Genomic DNA, 25869 nt, shown 5'->3' on the forward strand with positions numbered 1-25869 from the left:
GAGCACACGCAATCTGCCCCGGAGGTGCATCATGCGTACCGCCCTCGTGTGTGCCGTGCTCATGGCGCTGTCACTGGACAGCATGGCACAAGGTGCCCCGGCCGCGCAGGTCGAGGTGCGTTTCGACCACCCGGAAAAATTCCGCGATGCCAGCCTCGACAGCCACGGTTATGAACGTGGTGCCGACGCCTATGTCATGAAAACCCTCAGCCAATACCTGCAGCAGCTCGGCCAGCGCTACCTGCAACCGGGCCAGCAACTGGTCATCGACATCCGCGACATCGACCTGGCCGGGCGCTTCGAGCCCTGGCACAGCCAGGCCTACGATGTGCGCTTCATGCGCGAGATCACCTGGCCGACCATCGACCTCACCTACACCCTCAGCCAACCTGGCAAACCCGATCAGCAGGCGCAGGAGCGGGTCAGCGACAAGATGTACCTGAGCCGCCCGGGCCGGGTCGCCAGCAGCAGTGACCGCCTGTATGCCGAAAAGGCCATGCTCAGCGACTGGTTCCGCCAACGCTTCGCGACGCACTCGGCTTCCTGAAAAACCCTTCACTGGTACAGGTGTTGGTGCCGATAGTATGCTCGGCCCTTCAACCTGTACCAGGGAATGGTTCTCATGAAACTGTGCGCCGTACAACTGGCATCGCTCAAGGGCGATTTGCCAGGCAACCTCCAGCGTCACCTGGCCTGCATCGAGCAGGCTGCGGCCCTGGGTGCCGAACTGGTGGTGTTTCCCGAACTGTCGCTGACCGGCTACGAGCCGAGTGTGGCGCGCCAGGCCGCCCTGCCGGTGGCCTCCACACGGCTGGACCCGCTGCAGGCCGCTTGTGACCGCCTGGGCATCACTATTGCCGTGGGCCTACCACTGCCAACGCCGGACGGCATACGCATCGGCATGCCGATCTTCAGCCCTGGGGCACCCCGCCAGGCCTATGCCAAGCGGCGCTTGCACGATGATGAACTGCCCTACTTCACCCCAGGCGATCAGGCCTTGCTGCTGGAGATGGGGGAGCACCGGGTGGCGCCGGCAATCTGTTACGAATCGATGTTCATGGCACATGCGGCCATGGCCCGCGAGCACGGTGCCGACCTGTACCTGGTCAGCGTGGCGAAAACCGCCAAAGGCATCCGCGAGGGACACGCGCACTACCCAGAAGTGGCGCGTGAGCTTGGCATGCCGGTATTGATGGCCAACTGCGTGGGGCCGGCTGACACCTTCATCGGCGCCGGCGGCTCCGCTGCGTGGGACAGCCAGGGGCGCTTGCTGGCCAGCCTGGATGAGCACAGTGAAGGGCTGATCGTACTCGACACCCGTAATGCCAGCGCAAGCGCGCTGCCTTTGGACCCGCACCCTGCATGATCTATCTGTTTCTTGCGTTGCTGAGTTATGCCTGCACCTACTACCTGGTCGGCTTGCTGATTCAGGGCCAACTTGCCGATGTGGCCGAGGGTTTGCGCCACCGGCCCGATGCACCTACGCCCGGCGAGTACCTGCGGGAGGTCGAGCCCCTTGCGCGTCGAGCGCATCGGCACTACACCCTGATGGCTGGCTCGGTGCTGGCCGTACTGGTCTGCCTGGTCGCCAGCTGGTTCGGCTGAAGCCTTAGAAGTCCAGCGCCAGGCTTTGCCGGCCCTCCAGCGCCAGCAGGTACTGCTTGGCCGCGAGGCCACCGGCAAAGCCAGTCAAGCTGCCCGACGCGCCGATTACCCGGTGGCACGGGGCGATGATCGAAATCGGGTTGCGGCCATTGGCGGCGCCTACGGCACGCACCGCGCTGGGGTTGCCGATTTGCCGGGCGATATCGCCGTAGCTGCGGGTTTCGCCGAACGGTATCGCCAGCAGCGCGGCCCACACCTGCCGCTGGAACTCGGTGCCGGCAAAGTCCAGCGCCAGTTCGAAACGCTGGCGCTTGCCGGCAAAGTACTCGCCGAGCTGGCGAGCGGTTTCCACCAGTACCGGGCACTGGTCATCACGGTGCAGGGCGCCCAGGCGTACGCGGTTTTCCCGCTCCTCTTCCCACAGCACAGCTGCCAGGCTGTCGCCACGGGCCACCAGGGTCAGCGTGCCGACGGGCGATTGCATGAAGGTGAAAGCGCTGGACATAGCGGGCTCCTGCTGGTTGCGATCAACTTACTGTACGCATCCACAGTTACTGATGCACCCGCTTTCTTGCTCAAGTCATTGCGCAGCCGGCAATGCACCGCGCCTGGCTGAGGTTGACCTTGGGGATCAGATCGTCAGGAATACGCGAAGTCGCCGACAGGTTGTAGACATGAAAATGTTCGTTGACCACTTCTCTGGCCATCAGTGTCAACGACGGCAGAATGCGGCTGTCCCAATGCTGGTCCAGCCCGCACGGCGAACACTCGCCGTTGCCGTTCTCGTAGAAGCGCCCGACGCTCTGATCGAGGTCTACCCCTACCAGCAGCACCTCTTCGAAGCCCAGGTGGTAAGCCAGCTGCAAGGCCACGTACGCCACTGTGCGAGCATCGAAGAAACCATGGGCCAGGTCTTTGCTGAAGGCAATCGAACGGCTACGTTTGCTCCACAGTGCGCGGTTGCACACGCAGCTGTCACCGTGGCCACGCAAACCGTCCAGCAGGCCTGGCGTGTCGGCTTTGTGCAAGGCATAACACTCGGTATCCGCTGGCACATTGGCACCCGCATACTGCTCGGGCCAAAGTGCCAGGCGCTCGCTGTCGCGCAAGGCCGTGGCGAACAAGGCCGGCTGTTGCAGGCGAAAACTTTTGTCGGTGCACACGTAAAAGAACGGTTTTATACCGTGTTCGGCGGTCATGGCAACCGAGCCGTTCATGGCGATGATGGGCAAATGGGCGAATTCGCCCAATGGAAAATGCTTGGCAGACGCACCGGAGGCAAGTATCACCACGGGGCCCTGCTGGGTGTTGCGACACGCCTCGAAATGGGAGAACGCCCCGCGTTCAGCGCTTGGCTGCGACGGAAGTGTGTTCATCAATGGCATCTTTAACTGGACAGTACAAACCACAATACTGATCCGTGTATACGCCGTGGCCGCTTTTACCTAACTTTACCTAGCTGAACATCAGTCAACCGCCATCCCTTGTTTGGCGGGGTTTTGGGGCCGCTGCGCAGCCCCAGAAAAACGCAAGCCAACGCTAGACTTCCGTCTGGCGGATGCGTTTCTTGTCGATCTTGCCGACACTGGTCCGGGGGATCTCGTCCACACAACGCAACTGCCGTGGTATCGCCCATTTGTTCAAGTGCCCGCTGTCGACAAACGGCTGCAGGTGCCTGGCCAATGACGGCTGGTCCAGTTGCACACCCTCACAGCAGACCACCAGGGCCAAGGGTTGTTCCCCCCACTGTGGATCAGGAACACCGACGACAGCCACCGAGGCGACAAACGGGTGCTGGCTGATCAGGTTTTCCAGCGCTACCGAGCTGACCCACTCGCCACCGGTCTTGATCACGTCCTTGATCCGGTCGCGGATACGCACCACGCCCGCCGCATCGATACAAGCCAGGTCACCGGTGTGCATCCAGCCCCCCAGCCACAGTGCTGCGCCTTGCTCCGGTTCGTGCAGGTAGCCTTGGGTCAGCCAAGGCGCGCGCACCACGACTTCACCCAGGCTTTCACCGTCGTGCGGCACCTCCCGGCCCTCGCTGTCGACGATACGCAGGTCCACCATGGCAATCGGCACACCGGCATCGATGCGCAACGGCAATTGTTGCGCCATGGGCTTTGCCAGCAGCTCGGCACTCAGGTAGGTGATGCTGAGCAGCGGGCAGCTTTCCGACATGCCGTAACCACAGTGCACGCTGATGCCGCGCTCGCTGGCGCGCTGGGCCAGGCCCAGGGTCAGCGCGCTGCCGCCCAGCAGCATTTTCCAGCCGGCAAGGTCGGTGCGGCGCCCTTGCTCGCTGTCGAGCATCATCTGCAGCACCGTTGGCACGCAATGGGAGAAGGTCACTCCCTCCTCATGGAACAGGCGCACCAGGCGGTTGGGCTCGTAGCGCCCCGGGTAGACCTGCTTGATGCCAAGTGCCGTCGCCACGTAAGGCACGCCCCAGGCATGCACATGGAACATGGGCGTGATCGGCATGTACACATCGCCGGTGCGCAGCAGCGGTACCTCACCGCACGCGGCCAAAGTGCCCTGCTCGACCAGGGTATGCAGCACCAGTTGCCGGTGACTGAAGTACACACCCTTGGGGTTGCCGGTGGTACCGCTGGTATAGAACAGCGTGGCCAGCGAGTTTTCGTCGAAGTCCGGGAATTCGAAGTACGGTTCTGCAGCCGCCAGCATGGTTTCGTACTCGCCCAGCAGAGGCACGCCTTGCGCGGCGTGACCGCCGTCACTCAGGCGGATGAAGCCCTTCACTGTCGGCAGGTCGGCGCGCAGCTGCTGCATCAACGGCAGAAAGTCGTCGTGCACCAGCACCAGCCGGTCCTCGGCGTGGTTCATGGTGTAGCGCACCTGCTCGCTGGACAACCGCACGTTTACCGTATGCAACACTGCGCCCAGCATGGGTACGGCGAAGAAACACTCCAATGCGCGGTGGCTGTCCCAGTCGAGCAAGGCCACGGTGTCGCCAGGCTGGACCCCGGCAGCGCTCAGCACGTTGGCCAGCCGTTGAATACGCTCCAGCAACGTGGTGTAGGTGTAGCGCAGCTTGTCGGCGTAGACGATTTCCTGGTTGGGCTGGTAGCGCACACCCGACAACAGCAGGCGCTTGATCAGCAGCGGGTACGCATAGGCCTGCTCGGCCGGGGGCATGACGCGGGTAGTGATCATGTGGGTGGCCTTCACAGTTGCCCGGCCTCGAGCAGGTACAGGCTATCGCTGCCGGCCCTCACGCTGGCGCTGAGCGAGTGGATGCGTGGCAGCAGGCGGGCAAAGTAGAAGCGCGCGGTGCCGAGCTTGCTCAGGTGGAACGGTTCAGGTGCCGCATGGGCCAGGCACACCACAGCCATGCGCGCCCACAGGTAGGCGTAGAGGGTGTAGCCAAACACCTGAAGGTACTCCACCGCCGCCGCGCCAAGCTCGCGCGGGTTGCCTTGGCCACGGTCGAGCAACCAAGCGCTCAGTTCGTCGAGGTTGTGCACGGCAGCCAGCAGTGGCGCAGCGAACTCGGCGTGCTCCACCGGCAGCGCCTCGGCAAAGGCGACCATTTCGTCAGACACGCCAAGGTAAGCCTTGCCACCATCACCCAACAGCTTGCGCCCGACCAGGTCGAGGGCCTGGATGCCGTTGGTACCTTCGTAGATCTGGGTGATGCGGCAGTCACGTATCAACTGCTCCTGGCCCCACTCACGGATATAGCCGTGGCCACCCAGTACCTGCTGGCCGTGCACGGTGGTCTCCAGCCCCATGTCGGTGAGGAAGGCCTTGGCCACCGGTGTAAGCAACGCCACCTTGGCTTCGGCCTTGGCGCAGGCAGCCGGGTCATCGCTGTACTTGGCCAGGTCCAGCTGCAACGCAACGTAGGTTGAAAACGCCCGCCCACCTTCGTTCAGCGCTTTCATGGTCAGCAACATACGGCGTACGTCCGGGTGGACGACAATCGGGTCGGCATGCTGCGCCAGTGCTTCGGCGCCTGTCGGCGCGCGGCCTTGCAGGCGATCACGGGCATAGGCGATGGCGCCCTGATAGGAGCGCTCGCCCAGGGCCAGGCCCTGGATGCCCACGCCCAGGCGCTCGTAGTTCATCATGGTGAACATGGCATTGAGGCCCTTGTTCGGCTCGCCGACCAGGTAGCCGGTGGCGCCATCGAAGTTCATCACGCAGGTGGCCGAGGCCTTGATGCCCATCTTGTGCTCGATAGAGCCGCAACTTACCGCGTTGGCCTCGCCCAGCGCACCGTCGGCGTCGACCAGCACCTTGGGCACCAAAAACAGCGAGATACCTTTGGGCCCAGCGGGCGCATCGGGCAGCCGCGCCAGCACCAGGTGGATGATGTTTTCGGTCAGGTCCTGCTCGCCGCCAGTGATGAAGATCTTCGTGCCGCTGATGCGGTAGCAACCTTCGGCGATGGGCTCCGCGCGGGTGCGGATCAGCCCCAGGTCGGTGCCAGCGTGCGGTTCGGTAAGGCACATGGAGCCGGTCCAGCGGCCTTGGTACATCGGCGGCAGGTACAGCGCCTTCAGCGGCTCGCTGGCATGGTTGAGCAGTGCCAGGCAGGCCCCGGCGGTCAGCATTGGGTACAGGCCGAACGATAGATTGGCGGCATTGAGCATCTCCTCGAGCTGAGCACCGATCACCTTCGGCATGCCCATGCCACCGTATTCCGGGGCCCCGGCCACACCTACCCAGCCGTCGGTGGCGAATGCCCGATAGGCATCGGCGAAACCATCGGGAGTACGTACCTGGCCAGCCTCCCAGCGGCAGCCCTGCTCGTCGCCACTGCGGTTGAGCGGCGCTACCCGCTCGGCGATCAGCTTGCCGGCCTGTTCGAGTATGGCCCGGGCCGTGTCGCCGTCGACCACCTCGGCCAGTGCGGGCGTTTGCGCCCACCAGGTCGGGATGTCGAACACTTCGTTCAACAGAAAATCCATGTCACGCAGTGGCGGAAGGTAATCAGACATGAGGCGAACACTCGCTTTCTTGGGTTTTCGAATGGGCTTTGGCCTGGGCTTCGGCAGTTGCCTGGGGGCCCACGCCGCGCAGAAGAAAGTGCGACAGCGCCGGTATCAGCACCAGCGCGCCGAGCATGTTCCACAGGAACATGAAGGTCAGCAGCAAGCCCATGTCGGCCTGGAACTTGATCGGTGACCAGGCCCAGCCGACCACGCCGGCCGCCAAGGTGATACCGACCAGCCCTACCACCCGGCCAGTGAAAGCCACGGCTTTCTGATAAGCCTGGGCCAGGCTCAGGCCGGCGCGCTGGTAATGCAGCTGCACGCTAAGCAGGTACAGCGCGTAATCCACGCCAATACCCACGCCCAAGGCGATGACCGGCAAGGTGGCAACTTTGACACCAATGCCCATGGCCACCATCAGCGCCTCGCACAACACCGAGGTGAGCATCAACGGCAGAATCGCCACCAGCGTGGCACGCCAACTGCGGAAGGTGATCAGGCAGAACAGCGTCACCGCCAGGTAAACCAGCAACAGCATGCGGTGGTTGGCCTCGCGCACCACCACGTTGGTGGCGGCTTCGATACCGGCGCTGCCGGCCGCCAGCAGAAACTGATGCTCGGCGCTGCCGTTGGCCTGGGCGAAGCGCTCGGCCGTTGCGGCGACCTGGGCCAGCGTGTCGGCGCGGTGGTCCTTGAGGTAGGCGATCACCGGCATCAGCGAGCAATCGTTGTTGAACAGCTCCGGTGCGTTGACCGAGGCTTGCTGCGCGGCGTAGTTGAGCACGTCCTGGTTGCGCTGCAGGCTGTTCAGGCGCGGGTTGCCTTCGTAGGTACCGGCGGTGATCTGGCGCACGGCGTTGGCCAGCGACACGGTGGTCTGCACACCCGGCAACTGTTGCAGCTCCCAGGCCAGGCGATCAGCGAGGATCAAGGTCTGGTATTGCAGGCAGCCTTCGGGGGCGGTCTTGACCATGACTGCGAAGGTGTCGCTGGACAGTGCGTAATGCTGGGTGATGTAGGCGTTGTCGAGGTTGTAGCGCGAATCCGCGCGCAGCTCGGGGGCGCCGCTGTCGAGGTCGCCGATTTTCAACTGCAGACTGCCCCAGATACCAAGGGCGGCCAAGGCCAGGGCAACCAGCAGCGCAGCGCTGGCCCACCTGCGTTGCGTGAAGCGGTCAAGCAAGTCCCACAGCCGGCCGAAGCCACGGTGTTGATCCGCGCGGGCATCGATGCGCAGCGCCCGCTCGGCAGCCTGGCGGCCCACACCGACATAGGACAGTGCCACGGGCATCAACAGCAATGAGGTGAAGATCAGCACCGCCACACCAATGCTGGCGGTAATTGCCAGGTCCTGGATCACCGGAATGTCGATCAGCATCAGCACGGCAAAGCCCACGGCATCGGCCAGCAATGCGGTGACCCCTGCCACGAACAGGCGGCGGAACGTATAACGGGCGGCAATCTGCCGATGGGTACCACGGCCTATGTCCTGGAGGATGCCATTCATCTTTTGCGCGGCATGCGACACGCCGATGGCGAAGATCAGGAACGGCACCAGGATCGAGTACGGGTCGATGGCATAACCCAACCAGGCGACGATACCCAGCTGCCATACCACCGCAGTCAGCGAACACAGCACCACCAGCAAGGTGCTGCGCACACAGCGGGTGTAGCAGTAGATGATCACCAGGCTGGTGAGCACCGCCAGGGCAAAGAACGCCATCACCTGGATCAATCCGTCGATCAGGTCGCCCATCAGCTTGGCAAAGCCGATCACATGAATGCGGTACTGGCCGCTGGCCTGGTACTGGCTGCGCAACTGTTCGAGCTTTTGCGAAAAGGCATGGTAGTCCAGGCCTTTGCCGGTGGCTGAGTCCTGGTCGAGCAGCGGCACCACCAGCATGCTCGACTTGAAGTCGCGCGCTACCAGGCTGCCGACGATGTTGGCGCGCTCGATGTTTTGCCGCAGCTGTTCGATGTCGCCAGCCGCGCCCTGATAGCCGTCGGGCATGACCGGGCCACCTTGAAAACCTTCCTCGGTAACTTCGGTCCAGCGCACCGCCGGGCTCCACAGCGACTTCACCCAGGCCCGGTCCACGCCCTGGCTGAGAAACAGCTCGTCATTGATGTGGCGCAGGGTCTGCAGGTAGCCGGGGTCGAAGATATCGCCCTGGGTGTTTTCCACCACCACTCGCACCGCATTGCCCAGGCCGCGCAACGAGGTGCGGTTGGCCAGGTAGTTCTGGATGTAGGGGTGGCTCTGCGGCAGCATCTTGTCGAAGCTGGGGCGCAGCTCCAGGCGGGTCAGCGCCATGAAGCCCAGCACCAGTGTCGCCAACAGCATGCACAGCAGAAATGGCAGGCGGTGGTTGAACACCAGGCGTTCCAGGCCATTGCCCGAGCGCGGGTCGAAATCGGCAAGGTTGCGGATTACCGGAAGGGTATCTTGGCGGTTAGCGGCCATCAGGGTCTTCTCTTGTTATGGGTGCGGCGTGGGGTTACCGAACAGGTTGCGCACGCCCCGCTCGCCCACCAGCACCAGGCCGTTGTCGGCATCGCTGGCGAGTGCGGTCACCGGGCCACGGGCGCTTTGTGGCACCGGGCGGAAGCTGGCGCCGTCGTCGCGGCTGAGCAACAGGTCGCCGGCCTGGCTGGCCAGCCACAGCTGCCCGTCGCGATCGATACCGGCGGCGGTGAGGCTGGTATTGACGCCCGTGTCGACCGGCTGCCACTGCTCGCCGCCATCGGTACTGCGATAAGCGTGGCCGCGCAGGCCGTATATCAGCAGCACACCGGGCTTGCCGATGGCGCCGAACAGAGTGCCGGCGTAGGGGGTATCGACGCGGCTGAAGCGCTCGCCGTTCCACTTCAACAGCAAGCCCTGCTCGCCCGTGATGTACAGGTTGTCAGCCACTGCGGCCAGGCTGGTCAGGTGCAGGCCTTGCGGGTTGTCGCTGTGGTCGAGCCAGGGCTGCCAGTGCTCGCCGCCGTCCGTGGTGCGCAGCAGCAGGTTGAACACGCCCACCGCGTAGCCATGACAAGCATCGCTGAACCACACATCGAGCAAGGCATTGTCGGTGCCAGCGCCGGGCAGCTGTTCAGCCAACGCTCGACCATCCAGCTGCCTTTGCCAGTGCACGCCAGCATCACGGGTGTGCAGTACCACGCCATCATGGCCGACCGCCCAGCCCAGTTCAGGCGTGGCAAAGCTCACCGCATTCAGGTCGGCGCTGACCGGCACCTGGGCCTGCTGCCAGTGCGCGCCGTGGTCGTCGGAATAGAGGATATGCCCGCGTGGGCCGACCGCGACCAGGCGCTGCCCGGCCAAGGTCACATCACGCAGGGCGCTGCTGCTGGCCAGGGTGCTGGGCATGGCGGGCACATCCAGCACATCGGTGAATGGCGCCGCCTGTGCCGCGCCCTGCAGCGCGGCCAGGGCCAACATCACCACGCTGCATCGTTTGAAGACAGACATTGGCAACCTCTGCTCCATGGTTCAGCGAATGCCATTGCCGGCCAGTGACTCGGGCGACCACTGGGTTTTCGACAGCGGCTCGATGTAGCGGATGCCACCATAGGCACCGACCACGCCGTTGAGGTTGTAGGTGCCGCCGATCAGGTCGTAGATCATGAACGGCGTGGCGTCCGGGGTCTGCTTGTCGTAGCTCTGGGTCAGGAAGGCGAACGAGCCCCGGTACAGCTGGCCACGGGCGTCGTACTGGTCGGAGGCAATGGCGATCCAGCTGTCTTCGTCAAGGTAGAAGCGGCGCTTGTGGTAGATGTGGCGTGCGCCGTCCTTGAGCTTGCCTTCCACCACCCAGACGCGGTGTTTTTCCCAGCGCACGAACTGCGGTGCCAGGTGGTTGGGCGTGATCACCTGCTTGACGTCGGTGTTGTAGGTCAGCTGGTAGGTGTTGTACGGCACGTACATTTCCTGCTTGCCCACCAGGGTCCAGTCGTAGCGGTCCAGCGCGCCGTTGAAGACGAACACGTCATCGTAGGTGCCAGAGCCGGAGGTGCCCGGGTTGGGCGTGTCGTAGGCCAGGTTGGGCGCCAGCTTCACCCGGCGCTGGCCTGGCAGGTATTGCCAGGCGTTGCGTGGCTGCACCAGCGGGTTTGCGGCGTCGCGCAGCATCATCGCTTCACCGGCACGGCGTGCGGGCCCGGTGTACACCAGTTTCATCTGGTAGTAGGTGTCCTTGGCGCCGATCGGCTTGGCCATGTCCTCGTAAATCGGGTAACTGATGTTGGCCTGGCCAGTGGTCGACAGCGATGGTTTGCCGGCGGCGTCGACGTTCCACGAGTCGTACTTGGCGGTCATGCTCACGCCCTGGTAACGCAGCAGGAAGTTCCACATGGCTTCGGCGCCGTTCTGCGGAATGGGGAACGGGATACCCGGCAGCACGTTGTCTACCGCAGTGCCGCCCTCCTGGCTTTTGGCAGCGGTGGCGTTCTTGCGGGTGTTGTCGAGCACCGCCTGCGGCAGCGCTACGCTGCGATGCGTCGGGTACACGTCGACGCGGTAGCTGGGATAGCGCTTGAGCAGTTCCAGGGTGGTGGCGGTCAGCTGAGCCTTGTACTGATCGGCATTCTTGCCATCGATCACCAGCAGCGGCTTCTCGCTGGCAAACGGGTCCGGGCGCATGCTGGCACCGCTCTGGTAGCTGGCCGGGGGCGTTTGCAGGCCGCCCTGGTAGGCCGGGATCGAGCCGTCGGCATTGCCGGCCTTTTCGGCGCCGATGGCGGTCAGGTTGCTGCCCAGGTGTGCAGCCTGGTCAGGGGAAACGGCCGCCTGGGCGGCATTGAGCGCGGCCAGCGACAGGCACGAGGCAAGCAGGGTACGTACGAAATTCATGATGGTTGTCTTCCTGTGTAGGCGGTAGGAAACATGACTCAGAAGGTCGTCTTGACGGTCAGGTACAGGGCGCCACGGTCTTCAGTGGTGGCACCACCCCCCGAGAAGGAGGCGTAGCCGCCGCCGTAGCAGGTGTAATCCTGTTCGCCGTCCAGGGCATTGGGGGTGCTGCCGTCGGTCTGGCCGTCCTTGCAGGCCTTGGTCTCACCGAAGCTGTCGACGTACTTGAGGTCGACGAAGTACTGGTTGTAGATCGCAGCGCTGAAACCCACCGCGTAGTTGCCAGTGTTCTCGGCACCGCCACCCTGCACCGGCGATACACCGTCGATGCCGACGTTGACCGAAAGCGGCATGCTCAGGTCCATGCCCGGAAACACCTGGTACCAGGTAGGGGTGAAATTGACGGCGATGCCCCAGTTGTCGCGGGTGGCCTTGTCGATGCCGCGGTAGCTGCTCTTGCCTTTGTACAAAGCTTCGTTGTGGCTATCGAGCTTGAGCAGGTTGCTGTAGAACAGTTCGCCCAGCAGGGTTGCCGAGTCGAACAGCGGTGTGTCGCCAATCGTCATCAGGCCGTTGAGGGTGAAGTGCAAGGTGTCGCCGGTGGCGCTCAGGCTGTCGCCATCCTTGGGCACGTCGTAGATCACCCCGCTGCTGGGCAGCCGTGCCGGCAGCAGGCCAAAGCCGCCGCCCAGGCCGCCTTGGCCGGGGGCGCTGACGATTGCCGGAATGCTCGCCAGCGGCATGTTGTGGCGGATGTTCAGGTCGCTGCCGACGCTGATGCCCGCCACATCCTTGGAGAGGCTCAGCCCATAAATGTCGATGTTGTCGGCGTAGGCAAACTGGTAAGTGGTGCTTTGCAGCGAGTTGTAGAGGTTGCCGATCGCGCCTTGGCGGCTGCCCGGTGGGTTGCCGAATGGGCCGTTGGCCACGGTCATGCCGCGCGCATCGAGCCAGGCCTGGGGCAGGATCTCGGACGTCTTGCGATAGTAGAAGCCGAGGGTGCCGCCCAGCCACTCTGGCGACCACTTGGCCATGATGCCCCAGTCACCGCTTTTGCCGGGGGTCAGGTCATGACCGCGGCGAATGGTGGTGAGCGCACCGCGCACCGGGATCAACCCCGGCGTACCGGTGTGGCCCAACAGGAAGCTCTGCGCGCCCTCACCCACCACATCAGAGCCGCCATAGTACGTGCCGGCTTCAGGCAGCCGGGCGGCATCCCAGTCGAAGAAGTACTGGGCACCCAGGGTGAGCTCGGAGTTGACCAGGAACGCGGTCGACAGCTGGTTGCGGGGTACGAAAAGCTCCTTGGCCTCGGTGCCCGGCGAGGCCGCCAGCTTGGCCAGGTCCAGGCCTGATTGGCCATAACTCAGCGAATGCACCGGGTTGAGCAAGGTTTCACCCCAGAACAGGTTGTGCTGGCCCAGCTTGGCGCTGACCTGCGACGCTTCGCCCACGTCACGGCTCATGAACACGAAGGCATCCAGCACTTCGCCAGACGGGCCGCTGTAGTAACGCTGGGCGTAGTTGCTCAGGTGTGGGCTGCCTAGCGGGATGCTGGTCCCAGGCAGGCCATTGAGGCTGGGGTTGATACCCGACTGGTCACCGTTGCCGTTGACGAATGGGTTGCTGTTGGAGCCGGTGTTGTCATAGGCCTTGTCGTACCAGCTGGCAGTGCTGACGCGAAAACCGCTGTTGCCCTGGTACACCACATCCAGCTCGGTCAGCAGGTCGACCCGGTTGGTGATGTTGGTGCCGGCCTTGCGGAAGTTGTAGTCGCCGTCGTTGCTGTTGGGCGTGCCCAGCAGGCGCTTGTCGGCACTCTCGGTACGCACGCCGTAGTTGTATTTGACGGTATTGTCGAAGCGCACGGCCCAGTCTTCATGGCCGGTATCGACTTCGAACGCCTGGGCGGCGGGCAGCGTGAGCAGGCCGATGGCGCAGGCGAGCAGGCAGCGCTGTGGTTTCACAGCACGGTGAATGCGGTGTTCTGGCATTACGATGGCTCCACGTATTGTTATTGTTTTTTACGCCGCCCGTCTGTTGCGGGCGTGGCTGGGGCGTCCATGCGTTACTGCAGGTTTGCGGCGTCCAGTCGGCGGATCAACGCCTCGGCCAACGGCCAAGGGCCGAAACCGGAAGCCGGGTTGAGGTGGCCAACGGCGCCCAGGTTGACCAGCTCGCTGCCCCAACGCCGGGCCAGCTCACCGGCAGCGGCGTAGCTGGCGAGGTGGTCATTGCTGCTGGCCGCGACAATGCTGGGAAAGGGCAGCGGCGTAGGTGGAAGTGGCGACCAGCCCATCTCGGCCAGGCTGGCCGGGCTTGGGTAATGCTCGGGCCAGTGGGCGTCGAGGTCAGGTGGGGCCGCCAGCAATGCGCCCTTGATCGCCCGCCCGTAGCGCGCCGCCCAGTGGGCGACCATCAATGTGCCGGCACTGTGTGCCACCAGCAGCACCGGGCCATCGACCTGTTCCAGCTCGCGCTGGATTGCCTCGACCCGCGCGTTACAGCACAGGCCGTCGACTTCCAGCGGCGGTACGCTGCGCACCTTGGCCAGGCGGCCGGCAAGCAGGGTCTGCCAGTGTTCGGCCACGTGGCCGCGCAGGCCAGGGACAATCAGCACGGTGGCTGTGGTTTGCAGTTTTTCCACGGTGAACCTCGTGTGCGGTTTAGCGCTTGAAGTTCACAGTAAACAGGCCTCCACCGGGGTGCTTTACATTGGGCGTCAGGCGCTTTTCATTTGATGACAACCACATAAACAGGGCTTTGCTTTTCAATTGATGACACGCAGGCTATAAAACCAGTGGCCCTGCAAACCCCGGCTTTAGGGACAACAATAAAAAATGCCTGCTCTCGTTCGTGCCGCCAGCTTGACCAACTACCTGGAAGTGTCCCGCCATCTGGGCCTCAACCCCCATGCACTGCTTGCGCAGGTCGGCCTTAACGCCGCCTTGCTCGACGACCCCAACCGGCGTATCCCGGTGGCCAGCGTCATCAGTTTGCTGGAAGCTTCCGCCAGCGCCACGAAGTGCGAGAGTTTTGGGTTGCGCATGGCCGAGCTGCGCCAGCTATCGGACTTCGGCGAAATCAGCCTGTTGCTCAGCCACCAACGCAACCTGCGCGATGCGCTGCAGGTGATCGTGCAATACCGCCACCTGCTCAATGACGCGCTGGCCATTCATATCGAAGAAGCCGGCAAGACCGTGATCATTCGCGAAGAGGTGATCAACGAACGCGCGCCCTGCAGCCGCCAGGCCACCGAGTTGGCCATCGGCGTGATGATGCGCTTGTGCGCGGCACTGCTGGGCGCCCACTGGCACCCGATCAGTGCCAACTTCACGCATGCGGCCCCCGCCGACCCCGCCATTCATCGGCGCATCTTCGGCTGCACGCTGGTGTTCGGCAGCGAGTTCAACGGTATCGTCTGCCCCGCCGCCGACCTCGACAGCGCCAGCCCGCAGGCCAACGAAGCCATGGCCCGCCTGGCACGGCGCTACCTCGACACGCTGCCGGCCAGCGGCGTACCGTCGCTGGAACTGGAACTGCGTAAAACCATCTACCTGCTGCTGCCCATGGGCCGTGCCACCATCGAGCAGGTGGCGCAGACCCAGGGCATGAACGTGCGTACATTGCAGCGGCGGCTGGAAGAAAATGGTTTGACGTTCAAGGACCTGATCAACAACGTGCGCCGCGACCTGGTGATGCGCTACCTGGAAAACCCCGGCTACTCGCTGGGGCGCATCGCCGACATGCTCGGTTACTCGATGCCCAGTTCGTTCACCCGTTGGTTCATCGCCCAGTTCGGCATGCCACCGGCTGTTTGGCGGGTTCAGCACACGCCGCAGCCATGAGCCCATGGTGGTCTTGGCGGCGGTTCAAGACGCCGCTTCGCCGTCCAGCACGATAAAGACCTGCCCATCCTGTTGCTCGATCGGGTAGCTGGCGACTTTCAAGGCCTTGGAGTTGATCAGGTAGCCGCTGGCCAGGTCGAAGCGCAGACCATGCGCACAGCACTGAATGACCCGCCCTTCCAGGCGCCCACCGCACAACGACGCGCCCTGGTGCGGGCAACTGTCGTCGATGGCGTATAGCGTGTCGGCGACATTGAACAAGGCCACGCTGCGGCCCTCGCAGGCCAGCAGCACCCGGCCATTGCGCTCCGGCAGTTGCTGAGGGCTCAGTGCGATACGCCGGTTCATGCCTGCACCACCGCTTGCAAGGCGTCATTCATGGCGGCAAACAGCGCCTCGGCTGGCCGCACCCCGGCAAGCAGCGGGCCCTGGTTGAAGCGATAGCGTGGTACGGCGCTGCCCGCTCGCCCTGCACCGTCAAGGAACGGGCTGCCATCGTCACGCAAACAGTCGATCACCTGCCCGGGCTCAAGCCCGCAACCCTGGGCGATGCCGAGCAATGTGCGGCTATCACCCAGGTCGCGGCCCTGGTGGAAATAGGCAATGAACAGTTGCGCCAGCAACGCTTCCTGCTGCGGCGCGCTGAGCAGGCTGCCGGCCCGTTGCATCAAGCGGTGGGCATTGCCGGTATTGGGCATGCGACGGATGCGCGAAAAATCGATGTCCTCGCCCACCACACTGGCAGCAGCACGCACCTGAGCCTGGCGCTCGCGTACCGCCTGCTCGCTGCCCAGGCGTTGCAGGTAGAAGGTATTGAAAGGCACCCCGTTGGCAGGCAGCCCCGGCAGCAACTGAACGCCCCGCCAGTGTATCTGCACCTGGACCTGTGGCTGCTCACGCTGCAGCAGCAACAAGGCCGCTTGCAGGTGCCGCTGGCCAATCAGGCACCAAGGGCAGACGAAATCGAAAAACACTTCGATGGACAACAGCTGTTTCACAGTTTCAACTCCTGGAGCGCAGACGGTCCATGTCGCGGTGGTAGTGACGCTTGGCGATAAAGAACACGGCCGCCGCCGCGATGCTGATCAGCGGCACCAATTGCAGCGCGGCCTGCAGCCCGATCAAGTCGGACACCCGGCCCGTGATCAGTGGCCCGGTGGCCAGGCCCAGCAGGTTGTTGGCCAGGGTCAGGGTGGCGAATGCCGTGCCATGCACCGATGCATGGGTAAGGTTGGCAACCATGGCGCTGGACGGGCCATTGGTACCGGCGGCGATCATCATGCCCAGGCAAATCAGTACCAGTTGCGCGGTGCCGGCAGGCAGCGCAAAGGCAATGCTCAGCAGCATGCAACTGCCCAGGCAGTAGGCGATGGCCAGGCTGATCTTGCGGTCCGGGCGCTGTCGCCCAAGGCGGTCGCAGAGCATGGCGCAGAGGATCATGCCGATACCGCTGCACAGCACGATGACGGCGGCGATTGCCCCGGCACGGTCGGTACCCATGGCGTAATAGCGGTTGAGGTAACTGGGCATCCACACGATCAGGGTGCCACCGACGAACAGTTGCAGGCCGCTGCCGACATAGGCGGCGATGACCGACCGGCTGCTGTACAGCGTGCGCAGCGGGCGGCTGGCCTTGTCGAGCGCCTGCTGCGCGCACTTGGGTGCAATGCGCGCCTCCTTGACGATCATCGGATACACCATCGCCAGCACCAGGCCGAACAATGCCATGCCAGCAAATGCCCAGCGCCAGCCCAAATGCTGGGCCAGCACGCCGCCCAAGGCCATGCCCAGCACCGAACCGAACATGCCGCCGGCCATGAACGCCCCGGCCAGCGTCGAGCGCATGTCGCGGGGGAACACTGCGACCACCACGGCAATGCCGACACTGCCATAGGCTGCCTCGCCAACCCCGACCAAAAAGCGCGCAATGAACATTTGCGGGTAGTTTTCCGCCAGGGCACAGCCGAGCGTGGCCAGGCTCCACAACACTGCCATCAACACCAGGCTGCGTACCCGGCCGAAGCGGTCGGCCAACAAGGAAAGTGGAAAGGTCAGCAGGCCGACCATCAGCGCGACGATGCCGCTGAGCAAGCCGAGCTGGCTGTCGCTGAGCGCCCATTCGCCCTTTAGCAGCGGGAACACCGCATTGAGCACCTGGCGCGACATGTAGTCGGAGATCAACAGGCCGAAGGTCAGGGCAAACACCACCCAGGCGTAGCGCCGGGGGACGCTGTGGGCGGTGTCGGTGCCGGAGTCTTCGGCACTGGCGAGATAGGTGGCCATGTTGCCTCCTTGGGTGTGGTGTGGGTTTTTCTTGTTGTTATGCACTACTGCTCAAGCTTGGTCGGCCCCTGTGGGAGCGGCCTTGTGTCGCGATAGGGCTGCAACGCAGCCCCAGGATTTCAGTGCAGATGCACCTTTTTCAGCCCTATCGCGACGCAAGGCCGCACTCATCTGGCCGTGCCAACGTTTGTATCAAGTACGCTGCGGCACACCCTTCTCACCCGCCTGGCGGTTCGGCGCCATGCCATTGGCTTTAAGCGTCTGCTCGATACTGTCGTACTGCTGCCCGATGCGGTAAATGGCCCGGGCCTCCTTGCCGCTGGCAATCTCGCGCCCCAGTTCGTGGGCCACGCGCACGGTCTGCTGGATCTGCTGCACCGAGGTGAAGCGTTTGCCGTGCTGGTCGATGATGGTGTCTTCGTTGCCACAGCGCGGGTGCAGGCCCATGGCCAGGGCCATGGTGTTGAACGGCAGCACGTTCTTCAGCAACGATTCGGCGGTCAGGGTGCAACCGTCCGGTGCGCGGTGGATGAAGTTGAAGAAGTTGAACGGGTTGGGGCCGTCGAAACCGCCGCCAATGCCGATCCAGGTCAGGTTCAGCGGGCCCATGTAATCACCACGGCGCACGATGCGCTCGAGGGTTTCCAGGGCATGCATGCCGGTCAGTTGGAAATGCGGCTGGATGTTGCTGGCCTGCAGGCGGCGCAGGTGCTCACGGACCCAGGCCGGGCCGGCCGGTACGGTCATTTCGCTGTAGGCGGCGTGGATTGCGGGGCTGGCCAGCGAGGTACCCTCGAGGTATTCGGGGTACAGCAGCTCCATGATGTTCATCTGCGTGGTGTTGATGGCCACGGTGACCTGATCGGGGCGCGGTGTCAGCTCGGCGAGCATGTGCCGGGTGTCGTCCGACAACCACTTGGCTGCCTCGCCTTCGCCTTCCGGGGCGAAGGAAATCGAACCGCCAACCTGAATGATCATGTCCGGCACCGCTTCGCGGACTCCGGCGATCAGCTCGTTGAACTTGGACAGCCGCTTGGAGCCTTTGCCGTCCAGCTCACGCACGTGCAAATGCAACACGGTTGCGCCTGCCTCGTAGCAGTCGACGGCCTTTTGCACCTGCTCGTCCATGGTCAGCGGAATGTCTTCAGGGAAATCTTCGGGCATCCACTCAGGGCCATAGGGGGCCACGGTGATCACCACCTTTTCCATGTTTTCCGGGTGCAACGAATCGTCGAAGAATTGCATGCTGTAGTCCTCGCTATTGTTTTTGTGCGGTTGCCAGCGGCTGGCTTAGAAGGTGCGGCTGCCTTTGATCCCGGCGCGCTCCATCTTGCGATGGCACGGTGGGTAATCCATGACGGCGTAATGCTGGGTGCTGCGGTTATCCCAAATTGCCACGCTGTTGGGCTTCCAGCGCCAGCGCACCTGGTATTCGGGCAGGTAAGCCTGGCTGATGAGGTAACGCAGCAGGTCGCCTGCGCCGGGGTTGGCGTCCTGGCCGAAACGCACCCGCTGCGGCGTGTGGTAGTTGCTGAAGTGGGTGGTGAAGGCGTTGACGAACAGCACCTGCTCGCCGGTTTCCGGGTGGGTGCGTACCACCGGATGCTCGGCATCGGGGAATTGCGCCTTGAGTGCCAGCCGTTTTTCCAACGGCATGGCGGCGCCGAAGCTGGCCTCGATGCTGTGGCGGGCGCGCAGGCCTTCGATGTTGGCCTTCACCTCGCTGGGCAGGTTTTCGTAGGCCAGCACCATGTTCGCCCACAGGGTGTCGCCGCCCACCGGTGGGCATTCGACGCAGCGCAGCACGCAACCCATGGGCGGTGCTTCACGCCAGGTGGCATCGGTGTGCCAGGCATTTTCGTAGCGGTCATTGGGCTGGTCCGGGCGCTTGTAGATCTGCACGAGGCCCGGGTGCTCCGGGTCGCTTCCTGCCACCGGGTGGTCCTCCAGCTCGCCGAAGCGACGGGCGAAGGCCACGTGTTCGGCACGGCTGAAGTGCTGGTCGCGCAGGAACAGCACACGGTGCTGAAGCAACTGCTGGCGCAGCTGGGCGAACAGGTCGTCGTCGTGAATCGCGTCGGCCAGGTTGACGCCACTCACCTCGGCACCGATCGCGCAAGTCAGTTGTTCGATGTGCATGCTGTTGCCCTCTTCAGATGACGAAGATCGACGAGCCGGTGGTTTTGCGGGCTTCCAGGTCACGGTGGGCCTGAACCGCGTCCTGAAGGGCGTAGTGCTGGTTGATTTCGATACGGATGCGCCCGCTGCTGACGTGATCGAACAACTCGCCGGCCAGGTCGGCCTTTTCTGCCGGGTCGGCTATGAAGTCGGCCAGGGCCGGCCGGGTGAGCTGCAGAGAACCCTTGATCGCCAGCAACTGCGGGTCGAACGGCGGGATGGTGCCCGACGCCGTGCCAACGCATACCATCAGCCCGCGGCGCTTGAGCGAGTCGAGCGAGCCGGTGAAGGTGTTCTTGCCGACACTGTCGAACACCACGTTCACCCCAACCCCGTCGGTCAGCTCGCGTACACGGCTGGCCACGTCCTCGACGCTGTAATTGATGATGTGGTTGCAGCCATGGGCGCGGGCGACCTCGGCCTTGGCTTCGGTGGACACGGTGCCGATCACGTTCAAGCCCAGCAGCCGTGCCCACTGCGCGACAATCAGGCCCACGCCGCCAGCAGCCGCATGCAGCAGCACGCTGTCACCGGGTTTGAAGGCGTAGAGGCGGCGCAACAGGTAGGCCGAGGTCAGGCCGCGCATGGTCATGGCGGCAGCGGTCTCGAAGGCAATGGTTTCCGGCAGTTTGATCAGCGCCGCAGCGGGGATCAGGCGTTCGGTGCAATAAGCACCCAGGGTATTGAGGAACCCGGTGTAGGTGACCCGATCACCGACACCCACCTGGGTCACCCCCTCGCCCACCGCCTCCACTACCCCGGCAGCTTCCACGCCGATGCCATTGGGCAGCGGGATCGGGTAAGTGCCGTTGCGAAAGTAGGTGTCGGCGTAGTTCAGGCCAACCGCCACCTGGCGCAATCGCACCTGCCCCGGGCCGGGCTCGCCCACTTCGGCGTCCTCATAGCGCAGTACCTCGGGGCCACCGGTCTGATGGAAACGTACGACTTTGGACATGCTTGTCTCTCCAATCATCGATCTGGACGCCAGGCGTCAGTTCTGGGTGATTGGACTGTATGCCCTTGGCTTGCAGGGTGCTTCGCATCGGACGACAGCGGGTTTTCATTTGATGACAGCGCGTTCATCGCCCAGCGTTCGGCCAACCTGCTTTATTCATGAGCCTGCTGGATGCTTGTCAAAGCCGGCAATCAGGCGCTGGGCATTCTCTTCGCAATCCATCCCCTGCGGCTTGTCTTCGATACCGGCAATTACCGCCAGCAGCTGTGCCCGGTTCTGCGCCAATCGCTGCTGCATCGCCTCGATCTCTGCCACTTTGCGCTTGAGGCTTGCCAGCAACAAACCATGATCAGCCGGGGCTGCACCGGAGGCGTCGGTCAGCTTGCGCATTTCATCCAGGCTGAACCCCGCCTGCTGGCCACAGGTAATGATTTCCAGCGCCCGCACCACCTGCTCAGGGTAGTCCCGGTAACCATTGCCCAGGCGCCGGGCGGCAATCAACCCGGTGGCTTCGTAGAAGCGGATACGCGACGCACTGAGCCCCGTACGTCGCGCCAGTTCACCAATTTTCATCTCGATACCCTTGCGCTATTGACCTTAAAGTTGACTTTAACCTTAGCCTTTTCCCGAACCTAGCCCACGCATGCAGTAACCGATGCGTGGTAGCCCCCATTCGGAGATCGCCATGACGCCGTTCCAACCCCTGCTGCTGCCCAATGGCAGTGTCATACCCAACCGCATCGCCAAGGCGGCGATGGAAGAGAACCTGGCCAACCCGGACCAGACCCCTTCCGACTCATTGCTGCGGCTGTACCAGGCCTGGGCCGAAGGCGGTGCCGGGCTGTTGCTCACCGGCAACGTGATGGTCGACCCCTGCGCCATGACCGGCCCGGGCGGTGTCATGCTCGACGCCAGCCAGCCGCTGCAGCGATTTCGCGACTGGGCCCGTACAGGCCGTGCCCATGGCGCGCAGTTCTGGATGCAGATCAACCACCCAGGGCGGCAGATGCAGGCCAACCTTGGGCAGCCCACGGTAGCGCCATCGGCCATCGCCTTGGACATGGGCGGCCTGTCCAAACTGTTCCCTCTGCCCAAGGCACTGGACGAAGCCGAGATCGCCGCACTGATCGAGCGCTTCGCTCGTACTGCGGCCCTGGCCGAAGAGGCCGGCTTCAGTGGTGTACAGGTGCACGCCGCCCATGGTTATTTGCTGAGCCAGTTTCTGTCGCCGTTGAGCAACCAGCGCCGGGACCGCTGGGGCGGCAGCCTGGAGAACCGCGCGCGGTTATTGCTGGAGGTGGTCAAAGCCGTGCGCAAGGTGGTTTCGCCCGGCTTCGCCGTGGCCGTGAAGCTGAATTCAGCGGACTTCCAGCGCGGCGGTTTTGAACCTGCAGATGCCCGTCAGGTGGTGCTGTGGCTGAACCAATTGCCCGTAGACCTGGTGGAGCTGTCCGGTGGCAGCTATGAAGCACCGGCCATGCAGGGCGACGCCCGTGACGGCCGGACCCTGGCCCGCGAGGCGTACTTCCTGGAGTTTGCCCGAGAGATCGCCGCCATTGCGAAGATGCCGGTGATGGTCACCGGCGGTATTCGCCGCCTGCCGGTGGTCGAGCACGTGCTCGCCAGTGGCGTGGCCATGGCCGGAATAGCGACAGCCCTGGCTGTAGAGCCTGGCTTGCCCCAGCGCTGGCTGAACGGCGAAGCGACAGCCAGCGCCGAACTGCAGCCGATTCGCTGGAAGCGCAAGGCGTTTGCCGCACTGGCGTACATGGCCTTGGTGAAACTGCAGATGCGCCGGCTGGCAGCAGGCAACAGGCCCAAGGCGCATGCGTCACCGTTGCGCGCCTTGTTGCTGGAGCAAGGCTGCACGTTACTGCGGGTAAGGCAGTACAGGCGTATGATGAGAAGCCGGGCTGGATGAGGGGCTACCTGCCGCCTCAACTCGCCTGGCCTGCCTTCATCGCCGTTCTCTACCGGAGCACTGCCATGAACAAACCCCATCACGCGCTGCTCTTCGCCCTGGCTGCGCTTGCTGCCTGCTCATCCAACTCTGCGCAGTACCAAGACCAGCCACTGGTGGCCAAGGTCGGTACCGGCATGAGCAAAGACCAGGTCGTGCAAATAGGCGGCAAACCTGATGCCGAGACCGACCGTACCGTGGTGCCCGGCACCTGCTTCGACTACATGCTGACCCAGGCCGGCAAACGGCAACCCTACAGCGTCAGCTTCGACGGCAACGGCAAGGTGGACAAGACCGCCTTCATGACCTGCGCCGAATGGAGCAATGCCCAGCACAAGGCCCGCCTGCCCAGCATGGGCGGCTCAAGCGGCTCGGGCTACTGATTCAGTCCAGGCAGTCCTTGGCAGCTTGACGCAATTTGTCGCCAGACAGAAAGCTGCCCTTGTAGAAAGTCGCGCGGCTGCCATCGCGGGAGTCGACCACGTCCAGCACATCGTCACTTGCCACCGCGCTGGATGCCGTCAGCCGGTAGCCATGGGCTATCGACTTCTGCGTGGCCTGGGGCGCCAGCGCCTGCCATTTGGGCAAGACACAGGCGGCGTACTGCTGCGGCGTTTTTTTGGTCAGTTTGCTGGCAGTGGGCTTGCCAGGCGTTGCGCAGCCGGCAAGGCTGGCGACTAGCGCAGAAGCGACAAAGATACGAAAAATAGGCATTTGCAATTGGCCATTAGGGATACGCCGCATTCTAACGGGGGTTGCGCCGAGTTTCTAATCAACCAAGGTCTTGCTGCGTTTTTTTCGCGCAATTGACACAGTCACAACGCGCCAACGACAACCAAACAACACGCCGGCTGATTAACTAAGGCTGGTTGAAAGTAATGAATTGTTTTAAGCGAGGGAACGAATTCGTTCTTCCCTGCTTCTGATTAGCATCCGGCAACGGCAATCACCGGCCGGCTTCACCCACCCGCATTGATCAGCGCGCTTCGCCAAGGAGAATCCCATGTTGTGGTGGCTGGAAATACTCGCCCAATACGTAACTTCCACCGGCTTGGCGGTACTCTGTATCTTCGTGTTCTGGGCTTATGGCCTGGCATTCGGCAGGGCCTACATGAAGGTCCTCTCTGGCCTGCTGGCCGCCATGCTGCTAATGATCGCCGCATGCCCACATGGCGTGGACTTTGCGTTGGGCAATCACATGGCGCCTGGTGACGTCAGTGCCCTACTGCTGTTCCTTGCCGATGCAACAGGGGTGATAACAGCGGTGGTAGTGGCCTCGTTTTTCTTCAGCCCCGGGCGTTTGCAAGACGAAGCCTGAGCGCGATGACTGGCGCACACCTGATATTTCTGCCAGTAGCGTGGGCGGCGGAACGCTGAGAAAGTGAAACTGCCCATGGGGCATCACTACGACTCGGCAAGGAAACCTACCATGCAAAATAACGCCAACAGCACGCTGTTCTTCTATCAGAACGGCAAACTCATCACCCTTAAAACCGGTGAACAGGGCCGTAGCATCTTTCGTTCTTCGGATGTGCTACTGGCCGAGCAACAATCCAACGGCACCCACACCAGCGGCTTGCTGGTGACCGACGACAAGGGCTCGGTGCTGCAGGTGCAGGAGAAAAGCTGAAGTTCCAAGCAAGCGCCTTTCACACAGCTATTGCGTTTCACCCCGCCCTGAGGCGATGCTCACAGGCCCGTCGAAGCAGAAGACAAGGAAGGCCTTTAGCACTATGGAGACGCTGCACAACATCAAGTCAGACCTGGTCAGAACTGCCGAGCACCTGGACAAACTCAGCCAAGCCATGAGTGGCCACGCCAGGTTCATGGAGGCGCGAGGTAGCTCTCCGAGCGAGCTCGATGTCACCGCGCACATCAGGTCCATCGATGTGGTGGCGCACGAGTTGCGCGCCGTGGCCGCAAGAATCGACGACATTGAAGGTGCTTGATGATAGGCATCTGAACGGGAAATCTACCCGGTTCAAGGCGCCGCCCCCAAACGCGGGGTCAGGGCTTGGCTCCCCGGTACAGTACGATGGCCGCAACATCCAAGGCCAGTACACTGCCTACAAACAGGGCCATGACGTACAGGTCTTCAGTAAGCATTGCCGTTTCCCCCAAATGCACCACTTTCTCTGGGGGCTTGCAATTAATGCTCCAGTTACCATGTGGTAACCGGACAGCGACTCAGCTGAAATTGAGCTTCAACACTTTGCTCAGCGCCCAACCACTGAAGACATAGAATGCATCGAGGTAGAAGCGCCCTGCATAGTTGGGCAGCGGTGCGTGATTCAACAGCACATCCGGGTCAGGCGCGGGCGGAAACAGGGCATAAAAGCCGTTGGGCAGCACAGCCAGCGCCAGCAATGACAAGTAGGTCGAGGCTTGCAGCCAAGTGGCACGATTGCCGAGCCTGGCGGACCACTTCAGGCCGTAGTAAGCAACCAGGCCAGCAACCGGCAACACCCAAAAATGCGTCGGGATCCCAATGAACATTTCGGCGACAACGCTTCTTGCTTCCACCCGCTGTTCTCCATTCAAATGCGACGATTATCGCGGGCGGGGCCAGCAAATGCAAAAACGGCGCGGTTCAAGCCAGCTCCGGCTCCACCAGCCACTTCTTGAACTTTGCCGGTGAGCCGGCATACAGCGCATTGGGCGGAACATCCTCGGTTACCACGCTGTTCGCCGCGATCACGCTGTTATGGCCAATATTGATGCCAGGCAATACCACGGCACCCGCGCCAATCCAGGCATTGTCGCCCACGGTAATCGGGGCGATGTAGTCATTGTCCTTGCGCCGCTGGGGGTTGATATCGTGGCTGGTCGTACACAAACGCACCTGCGGGCCAAGCATGGCCATGCGGCCGATGCGGATAGTTGCTTCGTCGAGGAGCACGCACCCGCTGTTGATGAAAGCGCCCTGCCCCAATTCAAGGTTGCCGCGCTCGAAGTAGAACGGCGGGCGAATGACTACATGGCTTTGGGTACGGACACCGGTTTTGGCCAATAGGCGATTCAACTGTTTTTTACCCAGGTCATGGGTATCCAGCAGGCGCATGAACTGACGCGGAGACAGGTGTTTTTTGAGTTTTGCGACGAATAGGAGCAAGCGAGACATCCGACAGTGGTAATGGTGTTGATCGCGTCAGCGAGACACTAGCAGGCAGCTTATCGGTGCCTCCTGCCATTTCTTGAGCACGCGAGTTTACGCGGCCCAT

The 25869-nt window shown here is 63.0% G+C and carries 28 protein-coding genes; 9 read left to right on the plus strand and 19 right to left on the minus strand.

Annotation, left to right across the window (positions count from 1 at the left end; translation table 11 throughout):
- The first annotated feature begins 31 nt into the window (after window positions 1-31).
- The 3 genes from DM807_RS17755 (at window position 32) to DM807_RS17765 (ending at window position 1605) form a co-directional block, all read left to right on the plus strand.
- On the plus strand, window positions 32-547 hold the full coding sequence (locus DM807_RS17755; RefSeq protein ID WP_012272434.1) for a DUF3016 domain-containing protein: 516 nt from the start codon (window positions 32-34) through the stop codon (window positions 545-547).
- A 75-nt stretch (window positions 548-622) separates the two neighbouring features.
- The gene (locus DM807_RS17760; protein ID WP_012272435.1) at window positions 623-1366 is read left to right on the plus strand and encodes a carbon-nitrogen hydrolase family protein; all 744 of its coding nucleotides are present in this window, start codon (window positions 623-625) and stop codon (window positions 1364-1366) included.
- Window positions 1363-1605: a hypothetical protein gene (locus DM807_RS17765; RefSeq protein WP_012272436.1), complete on the plus strand. Its 243-nt coding sequence runs from the start codon at window positions 1363-1365 to the stop codon at window positions 1603-1605. The genes DM807_RS17760 and DM807_RS17765 overlap by 4 nt, the downstream gene beginning before the upstream one ends.
- A 4-nt stretch (window positions 1606-1609) precedes the next feature.
- On the opposite strand, the gene DM807_RS17770 is transcribed toward DM807_RS17765, so the two are convergent.
- The 9 genes from DM807_RS17770 to DM807_RS17810 form a co-directional block, all read right to left on the minus strand.
- Window positions 1610-2110 (minus strand): methylated-DNA--[protein]-cysteine S-methyltransferase, encoded by a 501-nt coding sequence (locus tag DM807_RS17770; protein WP_012272437.1) that lies wholly within the window; start codon window positions 2108-2110, stop codon window positions 1610-1612.
- A 70-nt stretch (window positions 2111-2180) separates the two neighbouring features.
- The gene (locus tag DM807_RS17775; protein ID WP_060493093.1) at window positions 2181-2981 is read right to left on the minus strand and encodes a hypothetical protein; all 801 of its coding nucleotides are present in this window, start codon (window positions 2979-2981) and stop codon (window positions 2181-2183) included.
- 163 nt (window positions 2982-3144) lie between these two features.
- Window positions 3145-4785: a fatty acid--CoA ligase gene (locus tag DM807_RS17780; RefSeq protein ID WP_179027630.1), complete on the minus strand. Its 1641-nt coding sequence runs from the start codon at window positions 4783-4785 to the stop codon at window positions 3145-3147.
- An 11-nt stretch (window positions 4786-4796) separates the two neighbouring features.
- Entirely contained in the window at window positions 4797-6575 is a 1779-nt protein-coding gene (locus tag DM807_RS17785; protein WP_060514551.1) for an acyl-CoA dehydrogenase C-terminal domain-containing protein, read from the minus strand.
- Entirely contained in the window at window positions 6568-9033 is a 2466-nt protein-coding gene (locus tag DM807_RS17790; RefSeq protein WP_012272441.1) for an efflux RND transporter permease subunit, read from the minus strand. Before DM807_RS17790 ends, DM807_RS17785 begins: the two co-directional genes overlap by 8 nt.
- A gap of 15 nt (window positions 9034-9048) precedes the next feature.
- On the minus strand, window positions 9049-10044 hold the full coding sequence (locus DM807_RS17795; protein WP_179027631.1) for a WD40/YVTN/BNR-like repeat-containing protein: 996 nt from the start codon (window positions 10042-10044) through the stop codon (window positions 9049-9051).
- A gap of 21 nt (window positions 10045-10065) precedes the next feature.
- Window positions 10066-11424: a DUF1329 domain-containing protein gene (locus DM807_RS17800; RefSeq protein WP_179027632.1), complete on the minus strand. Its 1359-nt coding sequence runs from the start codon at window positions 11422-11424 to the stop codon at window positions 10066-10068.
- A gap of 38 nt (window positions 11425-11462) precedes the next feature.
- Window positions 11463-13418: a DUF1302 domain-containing protein gene (locus DM807_RS17805; protein ID WP_179027633.1), complete on the minus strand. Its 1956-nt coding sequence runs from the start codon at window positions 13416-13418 to the stop codon at window positions 11463-11465.
- A gap of 74 nt (window positions 13419-13492) precedes the next feature.
- On the minus strand, window positions 13493-14071 hold the full coding sequence (locus DM807_RS17810) for an RBBP9/YdeN family alpha/beta hydrolase (RefSeq protein ID WP_060493090.1): 579 nt from the start codon (window positions 14069-14071) through the stop codon (window positions 13493-13495).
- A 193-nt stretch (window positions 14072-14264) separates the two neighbouring features.
- On the opposite strand from DM807_RS17810, the gene DM807_RS17815 reads away from it, so the two are divergent.
- On the plus strand, window positions 14265-15272 hold the full coding sequence (locus DM807_RS17815; protein WP_179027634.1) for an AraC family transcriptional regulator: 1008 nt from the start codon (window positions 14265-14267) through the stop codon (window positions 15270-15272).
- Between the two features lie 24 nt (window positions 15273-15296).
- On the opposite strand, the gene DM807_RS17820 is transcribed toward DM807_RS17815, so the two are convergent.
- The 7 genes from DM807_RS17820 to DM807_RS17850 all read right to left on the minus strand — a co-directional run bounded on the left by DM807_RS17820 (window position 15297) and on the right by DM807_RS17850 (window position 21261).
- Window positions 15297-15620 carry a Rieske (2Fe-2S) protein gene (locus tag DM807_RS17820; protein WP_012272447.1) on the minus strand — a complete coding sequence of 108 codons (324 nt, stop codon included), beginning with the start codon at window positions 15618-15620 and terminating at the stop codon, window positions 15297-15299.
- Window positions 15617-16270: a DsbA family protein gene (locus DM807_RS17825; protein WP_012272448.1), complete on the minus strand. Its 654-nt coding sequence runs from the start codon at window positions 16268-16270 to the stop codon at window positions 15617-15619. The genes DM807_RS17820 and DM807_RS17825 overlap by 4 nt, the downstream gene beginning before the upstream one ends.
- Before the next feature lie 4 nt (window positions 16271-16274).
- Window positions 16275-17555, minus strand: a complete 1281-nt coding sequence (locus tag DM807_RS17830; protein WP_012272449.1) for an MFS transporter — start codon at window positions 17553-17555, stop codon at window positions 16275-16277.
- Between the two features lie 192 nt (window positions 17556-17747).
- On the minus strand, window positions 17748-18800 hold the full coding sequence (locus tag DM807_RS17835; RefSeq protein WP_012272450.1) for a beta-keto acid cleavage family enzyme: 1053 nt from the start codon (window positions 18798-18800) through the stop codon (window positions 17748-17750).
- A 45-nt stretch (window positions 18801-18845) separates the two neighbouring features.
- Window positions 18846-19694 carry a TauD/TfdA dioxygenase family protein gene (locus tag DM807_RS17840; protein ID WP_012272451.1) on the minus strand — a complete coding sequence of 283 codons (849 nt, stop codon included), beginning with the start codon at window positions 19692-19694 and terminating at the stop codon, window positions 18846-18848.
- 13 nt (window positions 19695-19707) lie between these two features.
- Window positions 19708-20688, minus strand: coding sequence for a quinone oxidoreductase family protein (locus DM807_RS17845; protein ID WP_012272452.1), 981 nt, complete (start codon window positions 20686-20688; stop codon window positions 19708-19710).
- Window positions 20689-20844: 156 nt separating this feature from the next.
- Complete coding sequence (locus DM807_RS17850; RefSeq protein WP_012272453.1) at window positions 20845-21261, minus strand: MerR family transcriptional regulator; 417 nt, start codon at window positions 21259-21261, stop codon at window positions 20845-20847.
- Window positions 21262-21373: 112 nt separating this feature from the next.
- On the opposite strand from DM807_RS17850, the gene DM807_RS17855 reads away from it, so the two are divergent.
- Both DM807_RS17855 and osmE read left to right on the plus strand, forming a co-directional pair.
- Window positions 21374-22609, plus strand: coding sequence for an NADH:flavin oxidoreductase/NADH oxidase family protein (locus tag DM807_RS17855; protein ID WP_179027635.1), 1236 nt, complete (start codon window positions 21374-21376; stop codon window positions 22607-22609).
- A gap of 65 nt (window positions 22610-22674) precedes the next feature.
- Window positions 22675-23031, plus strand: a complete 357-nt coding sequence (gene osmE / locus DM807_RS17860) for an osmotically-inducible lipoprotein OsmE (protein ID WP_012272455.1) — start codon at window positions 22675-22677, stop codon at window positions 23029-23031.
- Window position 23032: 1 nt separating this feature from the next.
- On the opposite strand, the gene DM807_RS17865 is transcribed toward osmE, so the two are convergent.
- Window positions 23033-23392: a hypothetical protein gene (locus tag DM807_RS17865; protein ID WP_071984425.1), complete on the minus strand. Its 360-nt coding sequence runs from the start codon at window positions 23390-23392 to the stop codon at window positions 23033-23035.
- A 259-nt stretch (window positions 23393-23651) separates the two neighbouring features.
- Between DM807_RS17865 and DM807_RS17870 the strand changes: the two genes are divergently transcribed.
- From DM807_RS17870 to DM807_RS17880, 3 genes are all read left to right on the plus strand, one after another.
- Window positions 23652-23966 (plus strand): hypothetical protein, encoded by a 315-nt coding sequence (locus DM807_RS17870; protein WP_060493085.1) that lies wholly within the window; start codon window positions 23652-23654, stop codon window positions 23964-23966.
- Between the two features lie 111 nt (window positions 23967-24077).
- Window positions 24078-24278 (plus strand): hypothetical protein, encoded by a 201-nt coding sequence (locus tag DM807_RS17875; protein ID WP_179027636.1) that lies wholly within the window; start codon window positions 24078-24080, stop codon window positions 24276-24278.
- A 103-nt stretch (window positions 24279-24381) separates the two neighbouring features.
- Window positions 24382-24597 (plus strand): hypothetical protein, encoded by a 216-nt coding sequence (locus DM807_RS17880; RefSeq protein WP_012272459.1) that lies wholly within the window; start codon window positions 24382-24384, stop codon window positions 24595-24597.
- Window positions 24598-24835: 238 nt separating this feature from the next.
- On the opposite strand, the gene DM807_RS17885 is transcribed toward DM807_RS17880, so the two are convergent.
- Window positions 24836-25144: a hypothetical protein gene (locus DM807_RS17885; protein WP_179027860.1), complete on the minus strand. Its 309-nt coding sequence runs from the start codon at window positions 25142-25144 to the stop codon at window positions 24836-24838.
- A 94-nt stretch (window positions 25145-25238) separates the two neighbouring features.
- Entirely contained in the window at window positions 25239-25769 is a 531-nt protein-coding gene (locus tag DM807_RS17890; RefSeq protein WP_012272462.1) for a DapH/DapD/GlmU-related protein, read from the minus strand.
- Window positions 25770-25869: the final 100 nt, after the last annotated feature.

The sequence above is a fragment of the Pseudomonas hunanensis genome (assembly GCF_013393325.1).
In the GTDB taxonomy this organism is placed as follows: domain Bacteria; phylum Pseudomonadota; class Gammaproteobacteria; order Pseudomonadales; family Pseudomonadaceae; genus Aquipseudomonas; species Aquipseudomonas putida_P.

Excerpts from the sequence above, each read along its gene's own strand:
- DM807_RS17755 (WP_012272434.1), top strand. The coding sequence starts at position 32 with ATGCGTACCGCCCTCGTGTGTGCCGTGCTCATGGCGCTGTCACTGGAC.
- DM807_RS17760 (WP_012272435.1), top strand. The coding sequence starts at position 623 with ATGAAACTGTGCGCCGTACAACTGGCATCGCTCAAGGGCGATTTGCCA.
- DM807_RS17765 (WP_012272436.1), top strand. The coding sequence starts at position 1,363 with ATGATCTATCTGTTTCTTGCGTTGCTGAGTTATGCCTGCACCTACTAC.
- DM807_RS17770 (WP_012272437.1), bottom strand. The coding sequence starts at position 2,110 with ATGTCCAGCGCTTTCACCTTCATGCAATCGCCCGTCGGCACGCTGACC.
- DM807_RS17775 (WP_060493093.1), bottom strand. The coding sequence starts at position 2,981 with ATGAACACACTTCCGTCGCAGCCAAGCGCTGAACGCGGGGCGTTCTCC.
- DM807_RS17780 (WP_179027630.1), bottom strand. The coding sequence starts at position 4,785 with ATGATCACTACCCGCGTCATGCCCCCGGCCGAGCAGGCCTATGCGTAC.
- DM807_RS17785 (WP_060514551.1), bottom strand. The coding sequence starts at position 6,575 with ATGTCTGATTACCTTCCGCCACTGCGTGACATGGATTTTCTGTTGAAC.
- DM807_RS17790 (WP_012272441.1), bottom strand. The coding sequence starts at position 9,033 with ATGGCCGCTAACCGCCAAGATACCCTTCCGGTAATCCGCAACCTTGCC.
- DM807_RS17795 (WP_179027631.1), bottom strand. The coding sequence starts at position 10,044 with ATGTCTGTCTTCAAACGATGCAGCGTGGTGATGTTGGCCCTGGCCGCG.
- DM807_RS17800 (WP_179027632.1), bottom strand. The coding sequence starts at position 11,424 with ATGAATTTCGTACGTACCCTGCTTGCCTCGTGCCTGTCGCTGGCCGCG.
- DM807_RS17805 (WP_179027633.1), bottom strand. The coding sequence starts at position 13,418 with ATGCCAGAACACCGCATTCACCGTGCTGTGAAACCACAGCGCTGCCTG.
- DM807_RS17815 (WP_179027634.1), top strand. The coding sequence starts at position 14,265 with ATGCCTGCTCTCGTTCGTGCCGCCAGCTTGACCAACTACCTGGAAGTG.
- DM807_RS17820 (WP_012272447.1), bottom strand. The coding sequence starts at position 15,620 with ATGAACCGGCGTATCGCACTGAGCCCTCAGCAACTGCCGGAGCGCAAT.
- DM807_RS17830 (WP_012272449.1), bottom strand. The coding sequence starts at position 17,555 with ATGGCCACCTATCTCGCCAGTGCCGAAGACTCCGGCACCGACACCGCC.
- DM807_RS17835 (WP_012272450.1), bottom strand. The coding sequence starts at position 18,800 with ATGCAATTCTTCGACGATTCGTTGCACCCGGAAAACATGGAAAAGGTG.
- DM807_RS17840 (WP_012272451.1), bottom strand. The coding sequence starts at position 19,694 with ATGCACATCGAACAACTGACTTGCGCGATCGGTGCCGAGGTGAGTGGC.
- DM807_RS17845 (WP_012272452.1), bottom strand. The coding sequence starts at position 20,688 with ATGTCCAAAGTCGTACGTTTCCATCAGACCGGTGGCCCCGAGGTACTG.
- DM807_RS17850 (WP_012272453.1), bottom strand. The coding sequence starts at position 21,261 with ATGAAAATTGGTGAACTGGCGCGACGTACGGGGCTCAGTGCGTCGCGT.
- DM807_RS17855 (WP_179027635.1), top strand. The coding sequence starts at position 21,374 with ATGACGCCGTTCCAACCCCTGCTGCTGCCCAATGGCAGTGTCATACCC.
- osmE (WP_012272455.1), top strand. The coding sequence starts at position 22,675 with ATGAACAAACCCCATCACGCGCTGCTCTTCGCCCTGGCTGCGCTTGCT.
- DM807_RS17865 (WP_071984425.1), bottom strand. The coding sequence starts at position 23,392 with ATGCGGCGTATCCCTAATGGCCAATTGCAAATGCCTATTTTTCGTATC.
- DM807_RS17870 (WP_060493085.1), top strand. The coding sequence starts at position 23,652 with ATGTTGTGGTGGCTGGAAATACTCGCCCAATACGTAACTTCCACCGGC.
- DM807_RS17875 (WP_179027636.1), top strand. The coding sequence starts at position 24,078 with ATGCAAAATAACGCCAACAGCACGCTGTTCTTCTATCAGAACGGCAAA.
- DM807_RS17880 (WP_012272459.1), top strand. The coding sequence starts at position 24,382 with ATGGAGACGCTGCACAACATCAAGTCAGACCTGGTCAGAACTGCCGAG.
- DM807_RS17885 (WP_179027860.1), bottom strand. The coding sequence starts at position 25,144 with ATGTTCATTGGGATCCCGACGCATTTTTGGGTGTTGCCGGTTGCTGGC.
- DM807_RS17890 (WP_012272462.1), bottom strand. The coding sequence starts at position 25,769 with ATGTCTCGCTTGCTCCTATTCGTCGCAAAACTCAAAAAACACCTGTCT.